General features: G+C 42.7%; 9 protein-coding genes and 2 tRNA genes. All 11 read right to left on the bottom strand.

From position 1 onward, the window contains the following. Positions 1-98: 98 nt before the first annotated feature. Positions 99-2,213 (bottom strand): polyribonucleotide nucleotidyltransferase, encoded by a 2,115-nt coding sequence (pnp, locus tag ACE3G9_RS04270; protein ID WP_417880776.1) that lies wholly within the window; start codon positions 2,211-2,213, stop codon positions 99-101. Positions 2,214-2,642: 429 nt separating this feature from the next. Further along, a complete protein-coding gene (gene rpsO, locus ACE3G9_RS04265; protein WP_237294762.1) occupies positions 2,643-2,912 on the bottom strand; it encodes a 30S ribosomal protein S15 in 270 nt (89 codons plus the stop codon). 234 nt (positions 2,913-3,146) lie between these two features. Then, positions 3,147-4,082 (bottom strand): tRNA pseudouridine(55) synthase TruB, encoded by a 936-nt coding sequence (gene truB, locus ACE3G9_RS04260; RefSeq protein ID WP_417880777.1) that lies wholly within the window; start codon positions 4,080-4,082, stop codon positions 3,147-3,149. Then, positions 4,082-4,483 carry a 30S ribosome-binding factor RbfA gene (rbfA, locus tag ACE3G9_RS04255; protein ID WP_417880778.1) on the bottom strand — a complete coding sequence of 134 codons (402 nt, stop codon included), beginning with the start codon at positions 4,481-4,483 and terminating at the stop codon, positions 4,082-4,084. The genes truB and rbfA overlap by 1 nt, the downstream gene beginning before the upstream one ends. Before the next feature lie 127 nt (positions 4,484-4,610). Beyond that, positions 4,611-7,292 carry a translation initiation factor IF-2 gene (infB, locus tag ACE3G9_RS04250; RefSeq protein WP_417880780.1) on the bottom strand — a complete coding sequence of 894 codons (2,682 nt, stop codon included), beginning with the start codon at positions 7,290-7,292 and terminating at the stop codon, positions 4,611-4,613. Positions 7,293-7,314: 22 nt separating this feature from the next. After that, positions 7,315-8,802, bottom strand: coding sequence for a transcription termination factor NusA (gene nusA / locus ACE3G9_RS04245; RefSeq protein WP_417880781.1), 1,488 nt, complete (start codon positions 8,800-8,802; stop codon positions 7,315-7,317). A gap of 19 nt (positions 8,803-8,821) precedes the next feature. Beyond that, positions 8,822-9,277, bottom strand: coding sequence for a ribosome maturation factor RimP (rimP, locus tag ACE3G9_RS04240; RefSeq protein WP_417880782.1), 456 nt, complete (start codon positions 9,275-9,277; stop codon positions 8,822-8,824). A 328-nt stretch (positions 9,278-9,605) separates the two neighbouring features. Then, positions 9,606-9,682: transfer RNA gene (locus ACE3G9_RS04235), tRNA-Met, on the bottom strand. 68 nt (positions 9,683-9,750) lie between these two features. After that, positions 9,751-9,835 (bottom strand) — tRNA-Leu (locus ACE3G9_RS04230). A gap of 38 nt (positions 9,836-9,873) precedes the next feature. Next, the gene (secG, locus tag ACE3G9_RS04225) at positions 9,874-10,218 is read right to left on the bottom strand and encodes a preprotein translocase subunit SecG (protein ID WP_417880783.1); all 345 of its coding nucleotides are present in this window, start codon (positions 10,216-10,218) and stop codon (positions 9,874-9,876) included. Between the two features lie 211 nt (positions 10,219-10,429). Further along, positions 10,430-11,767 (bottom strand): phosphoglucosamine mutase, encoded by a 1,338-nt coding sequence (gene glmM, locus ACE3G9_RS04220; protein ID WP_417880784.1) that lies wholly within the window; start codon positions 11,765-11,767, stop codon positions 10,430-10,432. Positions 11,768-11,820: the final 53 nt, after the last annotated feature.

Below are 11,820 nucleotides of genomic sequence, written 5' to 3'. Positions count from 1 at the left end.
CATATTAAAGAACCAATTAAGTTCAAATAATCTTTTAAATGAGCATAAAAAAGAGGAGCCGAAGCCCCTCTCTTTCTCAGCGTCTAAATTAAGACAACTTACTCAGCTGATGGTTCAGCTGGTGCCTCAGTTGTTTCTACCGCTTCTTTCATACTTAGACGAACACGGCCTTGGCGGTCAATCTCAAGTACTTTAACTTGAACTTCTTGGCCTTCAGATAGGTAGTCAGATACTTTCTCGATACGCTTGTCAGCAATTTGAGAAATGTGTACCAGACCATCTTTACCAGGAAGAATCGTTACAAATGCACCGAAGTCAGCAAGACGAGCCACTTTACCTGAGTAAATACGGCCCACTTCTACTTCTGCAGTGATTTCTTCGATACGACGAATCGCTTCTTTTGCCGCTTCACCTTCAGTCGCAGCAATCTTGATTGTACCGTCATCATCGATTTCAATTGTTGTGCCAGTTTCTTCCGTTAGAGCACGGATAACTGCACCACCTTTACCGATAACGTCTTTGATCTTCTCAGCAGAGATTTTCATAGTGTGGATACGTGGAGCAAATTCAGAGATCTCTTCGCGAGCACCAGAAATCGCTTCGTCCATCACTTTAAGAATGTGCTTACGTGCGCCTTGTGCTTGGTTAAGCGCAATTTGCATGATTTCTTTAGTGATACCTTCGATTTTGATATCCATTTGAAGTGCTGTGATACCGTCGTTAGTACCCGCTACTTTAAAGTCCATATCACCAAGGTGATCTTCGTCGCCTAGGATGTCAGAAAGAACAACAAAGTCGTCGCCTTCTTTAACTAGCCCCATCGCGATCCCCGCAACAGAAGACTTAATTGGTACACCAGCATCCATAAGCGCAAGAGAAGTACCACATACAGAAGCCATTGAAGATGAACCGTTTGATTCAGTGATTTCCGATACTACACGAACCGTGTATGGGAATTCTTCAACAGAAGGCATAACCGCAGCAATACCACGTTTTGCTAATTTACCGTGACCAATTTCACGACGCTTAGGAGAACCAACGAAACCAGTTTCACCTACACAATATGGAGGGAAGTTGTAATGTAGAAGGAAGTTATCTTTCTTCTCACCTAGTAAGCTATCGATGATTTGCGCGTCACGTTGTGTACCAAGCGTTGCAGTTACAAGCGCTTGAGTTTCACCACGTGTAAATAATGAAGAACCGTGAGTACGTGGAAGAACGCCAGTACGTACATCAAGTGCACGAACCATGTCTTTTTCACGACCGTCGATACGTGGGTTACCTGCAATAATGCGGCTACGTACTACGTTTTTCTCTAAATCGTGGAAAATCGCGTGAATTTCTTTTGGATTTAATTCTTCGTTTTCAGCTAAAAGCTTTTCTTTTACTTCGTCGCTAAGTTGATGGATACGATCATAACGCGCCATCTTCTCAGTAATTTGGTAAGCTTCGATCAGTTGAGCTTCTGCTAACTCAGCAATTTTGTTCTTAAGCTCTGTATTTTCAGCTGGAGCAGTCCAATCCCAAGCAGGAGTAGCAACTTCAGCAGCAAATTCGTTGATTGCAGAAATAACGGTTTGTTGTTGGTCGTGACCATAAACCACAGCCGCTAGCATTTCTTCTTCAGTTAGGTTGTCTGCTTCTGATTCAACCATTAATACTGCACTTTCCGTACCAGCAACCACAAGGTCAAGCTTAGATTCTTTAAGCTCAGTTTCGCTTGGGTTAAGTACTAACTCACCATTGATGTGACCAACACGTGCAGAGCCGATTGGACCATTAAATGGAACACCAGAAATTGCTAGTGCTGCAGACGTACCAATCATAGTGATGATGTCTGGAGAGATATTTGGATTTGCAGAAACAACCGTTGCAATTACCTGAACTTCGTTTTTGAATGCATCAGGGAAAAGTGGACGGATTGGACGGTCAATCAGACGTGCAGTTAGTGTTTCGCTTTCAGAAGGACGGCCTTCACGCTTGAAGAAACCACCAGGGATTTTACCTGCAGCGTATGTACGCTCTTGGTAGTTTACTGTTAGAGGGAAGAAGTCTTGACCTTCAACCGCTTCTTTTTTCGCAACAACAGATACGAATACAGAAGTGTCATCCATACTTGCCATTACAGCAGCAGTTGCTTGGCGAGCCATTACGCCAGTTTCTAGAGTAACGGTATGGTTACCGTACTGGAATTTTTTTACGATTGCTTTCACGTAAAGATCCTTAATTAAATAATTTCAAAGTATATCAATACTCAGTGACTACTTTACCAATCGCGACTAATAGCAGATTTTTCAAATGGTAGCTCGCTCAATAGTGAAAAGGCGGTACAAGAAAAGGCTGTTATTAGTCGCGACCTTCATGGTCGACATCGGTGACTGTAAAGTGAATCAACAGAGGTTTATTTTAAGTTAGGCATGACGAACACGTTAACTAAAACAAACGAGTCGTAGTATAAACCACTTAGGGAGAAATGTCTTATTTCAGCGCGAGATAATATCGTGGTTAGATAAATTACACGCACAAAAAAGGAGCCGGAGCTCCTTTTTTTCAGTATCTGTTTAATTTATCTTTGCTTGTTGAGCAAGCAGCCATAGATAAAACAAATGCTTTCTAATCTTGGTATTAAACCAAACGACGAATTAACGACGTAGGCCAAGACGCTTGATTAGAGCGAAGTAACGATCTAGATCTTTACCTTTTAGGTAATCTAAAAGTTTACGACGACGAGAAACCATACGTAGTAGACCGCGACGGCTGTGGTGATCGTGTTTGTGATCAGCGAAGTGACCTTGTAGGTGGTTGATAGAAGCAGTAAGTAGTGCTACTTGTACTTCTGGTGAACCTGTATCGCCTTCAGCTTGTGCGTATTCTGCAACGATTGCTGCTTTAGTTTCTGCATTCAGAGACATAATGCTCTCCTAATAAGAGTGAGTGTATAAATGTGTCAGCCAATCTCTGATTCAGCCGACACGCGAAGCGCGGATTATAGGGGAATAAAATCGTAAAAGCAAAGAGTTTCACCTCTAAAAAATATTACGAGGTTCGACTTTCGGGCGCTGCGTGGCTCGATCCGTAATTCGAGAAGCGTAGCGCCCGAGTAACGAGACTCGATCTCTTAGAAACTAGAAACTCTTTTAAACTCTTTACCTAAACACCACCAACCTTTTCGGCGCGACACGTCCATCATCATCGATATTCGCCACACCAATAAAGGTACGCTCTGTCCCCATAGTCATACGAACCACACCTTCCGTCGGTGCGCCAGAAATTTGCACCGGTTGGCCATGTTGGGCTAATTCAGCTAACTCTGGAATCATATTCACTTCAGGGAGATCTTCTACCGCGGTATCCATAGGTAATAACAATGGATCAAGCAATTCACGAGGCTCAATCTCTTGATCACGCGCTTGCTCTAATAAGGCTTCAAGTTGCTCAAGTGTCACCATTTTCTCATAAGGATAACGCGCAACTCCAGTTCGACGAAGATAAGTCACATGAGCACCACAACCTAGCATTTCACCTAAGTCATCAACGATAGTACGAATATAAGTGCCTTTAGAGCAATGTACTTCCATCTCCACTTCATGACCCTCAAAGCGAATCAAGGTGATCTCAAATACAGTGATTTTGCGAGATTCACGTGGAACTTCGATGCCTTGACGAGCATATTCATACAAAGGCTTACCTTGATATTTTAATGCTGAAAACATCGATGGGATCTGGTCAGTCGTACCACGGAACTTGGCAATGCAACGCTCAAGTAAACCACGATCGATTTTCACTTCGCGAGTTTGTACTACTTCGCCATCAGAGTCAGAAGTATCGGTACGCTCACCTAGCTTGGCAATCACACGATAACGCTTATCTGAATCCAATAAGAATTGAGAAAACTTAGTCGCTTCTCCTAGGCAAATTGGCAGCATACCGGTTGCTAAAGGATCGAGCGCACCAGTATGCCCGGCTTTTTCAGCAAAATAGATGCGCTTCACTTTTTGCAACGCATCATTTGAGCTAATACTGGTTGGTTTATCTAGTAATAAAACGCCATCAATAGGACGACCACGACGTCTACGAGCCATTACTCTTCTCCTTCGTCCTCACGGCCAGCATCTTTCTTACGTTTGTTATCTTTGCTAATCACTTCACTTACAAGGTTAGACATACGCATACCTTCAACGAGAGTGTTGTCATAAGTAAAACGAACCTCTGGCGTTAAACGTAAACGAATACGCTTACCAAGTGCCATACGAACGGCAACTTCGTGCTCTTTTAACGCTTCCAGGCTAGATTCTGGCGTTTGATCACCAACACATAGAAAGGTTACAAATACTTTGGCATAAGCTAGGTCTCGCGATACTTCTACATCAGAAATGGTCACCATGCCAATGCGTGAATCACGTACATCACGTTGTAGGATAGAAGCTAATTCTTTTTGTAGCTGTTGTGCAACACGTTGTGCACGGCTAAATTCTTTTGACATATCTTTTCTCACATCTGTTCACTCAAATTTTGAGTGTTTCTACAGAAAGAATGGGGAGCACATAATGCTCCCCATGGTGTATTAAACAACCGTTCGTCATATACCTTTGAAAGGTAACGAAACTTGATTAATCAAGAGTACGTTTAATCTCAACGATTTCAAATACTTCGATTTGGTCACCAGCACGAACATCATTATAGTTCTTAACGCCGATACCACACTCGTAACCATTACGAACTTCTTGTACGTCATCTTTAAAGCGACGTAGTGATTCAAGCTCACCTTCGTAAATAACTACGTTTTCACGAAGTACGCGGATTGGATTGCTACGCTTGATAACACCTTCAGTAACCATACAACCTGCGATAGCGCCAAGTTTTGGTGACTTGAAGACATCACGAACTTCTGCAAGACCAATGATCTCTTGCTTAAATTCAGGAGCAAGCATACCACCCATCGCTTGTTTCACTTCATCAATCAATTGGTAGATGATTGAGTAGTAACGTAAATCTAGGTTTTCGTTTTCAACGGTACGACGAGCTGAAGCATCAGCACGAACGTTAAAGCCAAGGATGATAGCGTTAGATGCGGCTGCAAGTACGGCATCCGTTTCAGTAATACCACCAACACCAGAACCTACGATGTTCACTTTCACTTCTTCAGTTGAAAGTTTACGTAATGAATCAGCGATAGCTTCAACAGAACCTTGAACGTCTGCTTTCAGTACTACGTTAAGCTCAGCAACTTCACCCGCTTCCATGTTAGAGAACATATTTTCAAGTTTCGATTTTTGCTGACGAGCAAGTTTTACATCACGGAATTTACCTTGACGATAGTTTGCAACTTCACGGGCTTTACGCTCATCACGAACTACAGTCGCTTCATCACCAGAAGCCGGTACACCTGATAAACCAAGAATCTCAGCAGGAATAGAAGGACCCGCTTCAGTGATCTCTTGACCATTCTCATCACGCATCGCACGGATACGTCCATATTCTTGACCACAAAGTACAATATCGCCTTTACGTAGAGTACCGGCTTGAACCAATACAGTTGCAACTGGACCACGACCTTTATCAAGACGAGATTCAACAACCACACCCGAAGCCATACCATCGGTTACCGCTTTAAGTTCTAAAACTTCAGCTTGTAACAAGATAGCTTCTAGTAGGCCATCAATGTTTGTACCTGCTTTAGCTGAGATATGGACGAACATGTTTTCGCCGCCCCACTCTTCAGGAATAACGTCGTATTGAGCTAGCTCGTTTTTAACGTTATCTGGGTTGGCATCTTCTTTATCGATTTTGTTAACAGCAATAATTAAAGGAACATCTGCCGCTTTTGCGTGCTGAATCGCTTCAATTGTTTGTGGCATAACACCATCGTCTGCTGCAACAACAAGAACAACGATATCTGTCGCTTGAGCACCACGAGCACGCATTGAAGTAAATGCGGCGTGTCCTGGAGTATCCAAGAATGTGATCATGCCATTGTCAGTTTCAACGTGGTAAGCACCAATGTGCTGAGTAATACCACCCGCTTCACCTGATGCAACACGGCTACGACGAATGTAATCAAGCGTCGATGTTTTACCGTGGTCAACGTGACCCATGATAGTAACCACTGGCGCACGAGGGGTTGCTTCTGTTGTGTTATCACGATCAGATAGAATCGCTTCTTCTAATTCGTTTTCTTTACGAAGCACTACCTTATGACCCATCTCTTCCGCAACTAGCGCTGCCGTTTCTTGGTCGATCACTTGGTTGATAGTCGCCATTGCGCCCATCTTCATCATGGTTTTGATGACTTCAGTCCCTTTCACTGACATTTTATTTGCCAGCTCAGAAACAACGATCGTTTCGCCAATCACAACTTCTGCTTTTGCAACAGTGGCATTTTTATCAAAGCCTTGTTGCATAGAAGTTGGTTTCGCCAATTTACCTTTACGATTACGTCCACCACGAGCATTGCGACCACCAAAACGGTCATCTTCTTTTTTCGCTGGCTTTTTCTTCTTACGACGACTTGCTTCACTACGACGGTCAGCTTCATCTTCTGCTGCGCGCGCATGTTTATTTGTCGTTACGTGATAATCAGAGTTTTCAGATTCTTTTTTCTTCTTCTCTTCTTCCGACCAACGAGCTTCGTTTTCTTCTGCTAACTTACGTGCTTCTTCAACCAATTTTTGTGCTTCTTGTTCTGCTTTACGTTGAGCTTCTTCTTCCTGACGACGCTTCAATGCTTCTGCTTCTTTCTTAGCAGCGTCATGTTGAGCTTTGTCTTCAGGAGAACGTTTTGCGGCTGCTTTTGCTTCTTCAGCTTTCGCTTTTTCCGCAGCTTCACGTTTCGCGGCATCTGCAGCTTCACGCTTTGCTTTTGCTTCGGCGTCAGCTTTTGCTTTTGCTTCAGCTTCTAATTTTGCTTTTTCCTCTGCTTCACGCTTGGCCGCTTCTGCTGCTTCACGTGCTGCGAGTTCTTCCGCTTCGCGTTGAGCTTCTTCATCAACCGCAGAACGCTTCACGTAAGTACGCTTTTTACGTACTTCAACTTGTACTTCTTTGCTCTTACCGCCACCAGCAGACACACTTAATGTGCTTTTAGTTTTACGTTGCAAAGTTAGGCGAGTCGGTTCTGAGTCACTTGTTGAACCGTTGCCTTTTTTTAGATGAGCAAGAAGTTGTTGCTTCTCATCATCAGTAACACTGTCTGTACTGGTTTTTTTCATACCAGCATCAGCAAGTTGTTCTACTAAGTGCTCAACTGGAGTACCAATCTCTTCACTTAGTGCTTTCACTGTCAGTTCTGTCATACTGCTTTCTCCTTGCTGAAAATTATTCTTCGTCGCCAAACCAGCAAATGTTACGTGCGGCCATAATTAATTCGCCTGCACGCTCTTCACTTAGACCTTCGATGCCTTCTAACTCATCAGTGCCTTGGTCCGCTAAATCTTCTAAAGTCACTACCCCTTTAGCCGCGAGTTTAAACGCCATTTCGCGCTCTAAGCCGTCTAAAGCAAGTAGGTCTTCAGCAGGCTCTAAACCTTCAAATGATTCTTCTTGAGCAAGCGCTAATGTAGTCAGTGCATTTTTCGCACGGCCACGTAACTCTTCAACTAACTCTTCTTCAAGCCCATCAATTTCAAGTAATTCGTTCACTGGAACGTAAGCGATTTCTTCAAGAGTAGAGAAACCTTCTTCAACCAGTAATTCGGCAAAATCTTGCTCAATATCTAAATGCTTCATAAAGCCTTCGATAGCAGCAACTGATTCTTCTTGGTGTTTACTATTCAACTCAGCTACTGTCATGACATTTAATTCCCAACCAGTAAGCTGAGAAGCCAGACGTACATTTTGACCGCTACGGCCAATCGCTTGAGCTAGGTTATCTGCTTCAACCGCAATATCCATTGAATGTGAGTCTTCATCAACAATGATTGAAGCCACATCAGCAGGAGCCATTGCATTAATCACGAATTGCGCTGGGTTATCATCCCAAAGAACGATGTCGATACGCTCACCACCAAGCTCGCCAGATACGGCTTGTACACGTGCGCCACGCATACCAACACAAGCACCAACTGGGTCAATACGACGGTCGTTAGTTTTAACTGCAATCTTAGCGCGAGAACCAGGATCGCGAGCAGCCGCTTTTAATTCAATCAGTTCTTCACCAATTTCTGGCACTTCAATGCGGAAAAGTTCAATCAGCATTTCAGGTTTAGAACGAGTTAAGAATAGTTGGAAACCACGCGCTTCAGGTTTAACTGCATATAAAAGACCACGAATACGGTCACCTGCACGCAAGTTTTCACGTGGCAGTTGATCTTCACGTAAGATCACTGATTCCGCATTATTACCGAGATCAACGATAACTGCATCACGCGTTGCTTTCTTCACAACACCCGTTACTAGCTCGCCTTCATTATCGATGAATTGTTCAACGATTTGAGCTCGCTCAGCTTCACGTACTTTTTGTACAATAACTTGCTTAGCAGTTTGAGTCGTAATACGGTCAAAGGTTACTGACTCCATATCATCTTCAATGTAACCACCAAGTTCAATCTCTTCGTCATCGTATTTCGCCGCTTCAATTGAAATCTCTTTGGTTGGGAATTCAACGTCTTCAACGACTAACCAACGACGGAATGTTTCAAAATCCCCCGTTTTACGGTCGATTTCGACACGTACTTCAATTTCGTGTGGGCTTTTCTTTTTTGTTGCCGTAGCTAAAGCAATTTCTAATGCTTCAAAAATACGCTCACGGGGAACAGCTTTTTCATTCGAAACCGCTTCAACAACCGCTAAAATTTCTTTGTTCATTGTTATCGCCTCTTCAGACTTAAAATTTTGGTATCAAGTTAGCTTTAGAAATATTACTTAAAGCAAATTGTTCTTCGTTGCCATCTAGGGTAATGGTGACAATTTCACCCTCAATAGCGGTAATCACGCCTTTCCACTTACGGCGGTTATTGACCGCCATTTTCAATACCAAGTTAACATCGTGACCAATGAATTGTTGGTAGTGAGCAGGTTTGAACAGTGGACGTTCTAAGCCTGGCGAGGAAACTTCTAAGTTGTATGCAACTGTAATTGGATCTTCAACATCCATCACCGCACTTACTTGGCGGCTAACTTCTGCACAATCATCAACATTGATGCCATTTTCATGATCAATAAAAATACGCAATGTGGAGTGTTCACCCGCTCGGATAAATTCCAAGCCGATTAATTCATAACCAGAAGCGGCCACTGGCGCTTCCAATAATTCGGTTAATTGTTTTTCTAAACCAGTCATACTCTCTCCGGAAATGAAGCCTTCTCCACATTTTGTTGCTTTAACAAATAAAAAAGCCAACAAAACCAAGAAGCTAAGCTTAAAGCCGATCGTCCAGAAACAAAAAAAGGGCTTAAAGCCCAATTCAAACACCATGCATTATCTGCATAATTTATAATTTGATCGGTCTATTTTGACCAATCAAGTTATGCAGATAATAAAAAACCCCGATAAGTCGGGGTTTTTTATTGCTGGACCCTGATATTACCAAGCATATATTCTATGCTTAGTTGTATTAAAAGTCAGACTTTTAATACGGAAACTTATAACAGCATATCCTATAAAGGATTGGTTGCGGGGGCCGGATTTGAACCAACGACCTTCGGGTTATGAGCCCGACGAGCTACCAAGCTGCTCCACCCCGCGTCCGATTTTGCTTTCTATCTGAGCGCATTATACTCGCCACAATAGACATTACAAGTTTTACAAAAAAATGGTGCCGAGAGGGGGACTTGAACCCCCACACCATAAGGCACTAGCACCTCATGCTAGCGTGTCTACCAATTTCACCATCTCGGCAATATTCTTATTAAGAATAACTGTTACCAGAGTAACAATTACTGAGGAATTTCGTCACCGCTCTTAGGCGCTGGAATTTCATCAGTAACAACTTGTTCTTTATCAGTCTTCTGCTCAACACTTAACTGTGGTGCAGCAAACTTAGATTCATGCTTCGCCGTTGACATATGACCAAGAACCAAACTAATAATAAAGAAAATTGTTGCAAAAATCGCTGTTGAACGGGTAAGGAAATTACCTGAGCCACCAGAGCCAAATACTGTATTTGATGCTCCAGCCCCGAAAGAGGCTCCCATGTCTGCGCCTTTACCTTGCTGAATCAACACTAGGCCAATTACACCAAGCGCAACCAGTAGATAAATCACAAGTAGAACTGTTAACATTTTTCCACCTATGTTCTAAATTTCTGAGCTATTGCTTTTGTTCAAAACAATAGCGCACCTCCCTAATGAGGCGCAGTGATACTAACTAAAGCGACACTAACTGACAAGTGAAAATTGCCAAAAAAGTATAACTTGCGGTTCAAACGATTAAAAAAGGGACAAAACAACAATAAACAGACCAGTTGCGATTCCCCACCCGCCTTAATCTGTTTTAGCAATTCTCTTTTACTTTTTCAGCAATCGCATTCGCCGAAGATTCAACTAGATTAGCATCTTCACCTTCAACCATTACTCGGATCAGTGGCTCAGTACCTGATTTACGTAATAATACTCGACCTTTATCACCTAATTTAGACTCAACGTCTTTAACTGAATCTAATACTTCTTGATTCTGCAACGGATCAATATCACCTGAAAAACGTACATTCACTAAAACTTGTGGATATAAAGTCATACCTGATGCTAAGGCACTAAGTGATAATTTGCTGCCTACAATTGAAGCAAGCACTTGAAGCGCGGCAACAATTGCATCACCAGTTGTCACTTTATCAAGCAAAATTACATGGCCAGAGTTCTCTGCACCAATTTTCCAACCTTTTTCTAATAACTGTTCCATCACGTAGCGGTCGCCGACTTTTGAACGAACAAAAGGGATACCTAACTGTTTTAAGCCATTTTCCATGCCTAGGTTAGTCATCAAAGTACCGACTACCCCTCCTTTCAGCTCACCACGACGCAGTGCATCTCGAGCAATGATATAAGCAATCTGGTCACCATCGATTTTATTACCTAGTTCATCAACCATGATGATTCGGTCACCGTCACCATCAAATGCTAAACCTAGATCAGCTTTTTCATCAATAACACGTTGCTGTAGAGCACGAACATCTGTTGCACCAACTTGGTCATTGATATTCAAGCCATTTGGCTCACAACCCATAGCAATAACATCAGCGCCTAATTCAGTAAAGACATTTGGAGCAATGTGATAGGTCGCACCATGCGCACAATCGACAACAATTTTTAAACCTTTCAGGCTTAATTCGTTCGGGAAAGTACTCTTACAAAACTCAATATAACGACCAGCAGCATCGACCATACGCTTAGCTTTACCTAACATAGCTGATTCAACACATTCGATATCTTTTTCAAGTTCAGCTTCAATCGCCAATTCAATATCATCCGCTAACTTGGTGCCTTCCGATGAAAAGAACTTAATACCGTTATCGTAATAAGGGTTATGGGATGCCGAGATCACAATACCCGCTTCTGCACGAAATGTTTGTGTTAAATAAGCCACAGCAGGTGTTGGCATTGGGCCAGTTAAGATCGCCTTTAACCCAGCTGCAGCCAGACCCGCTTCTAATGCCGATTCCAGCATATAGCCAGAAATACGAGTATCTTTACCAATAATAACTTGCTTTGTACCTTGTTTCGCTAATACACGGCCCGCAGCCCAGCCTAGCTTTAATACAAAATCTGGAGTGATTGGATAGTTACCAACTTTGCCACGTACACCATCAGTACCAAAATATTTTCTCGTTGACATGATTTGTCCTTATTCTTCAAACGGCTTATTAATGGCAAATATGGAGAATCACC

The organism is Vibrio sp. E150_018, assembly GCF_053544035.1.
The sequence above is the reverse complement of the archived record's forward strand: the minus strand, read 5'-3'. Positions and strand labels throughout refer to the sequence as shown.

Bases quoted from the DNA above. Each gene is read 5' to 3' on its own strand.
- nusA (WP_417880781.1), bottom strand. From the start codon at position 8,802: ATGAACAAAGAAATTTTAGCGGTTGTTGAAGCGGTTTCGAATGAAAAA.
- rimP (WP_417880782.1), bottom strand. From the start codon at position 9,277: ATGACTGGTTTAGAAAAACAATTAACCGAATTATTGGAAGCGCCAGTG.
- rpsO (WP_237294762.1), bottom strand. From the start codon at position 2,912: ATGTCTCTGAATGCAGAAACTAAAGCAGCAATCGTTGCAGAATACGCA.
- rbfA (WP_417880778.1), bottom strand. From the start codon at position 4,483: ATGTCAAAAGAATTTAGCCGTGCACAACGTGTTGCACAACAGCTACAA.
- secG (WP_417880783.1), bottom strand. From the start codon at position 10,218: ATGTTAACAGTTCTACTTGTGATTTATCTACTGGTTGCGCTTGGTGTA.
- infB (WP_417880780.1), bottom strand. From the start codon at position 7,292: ATGACAGAACTGACAGTGAAAGCACTAAGTGAAGAGATTGGTACTCCA.
- glmM (WP_417880784.1), bottom strand. From the start codon at position 11,767: ATGTCAACGAGAAAATATTTTGGTACTGATGGTGTACGTGGCAAAGTT.
- truB (WP_417880777.1), bottom strand. From the start codon at position 4,082: ATGGCTCGTAGACGTCGTGGTCGTCCTATTGATGGCGTTTTATTACTA.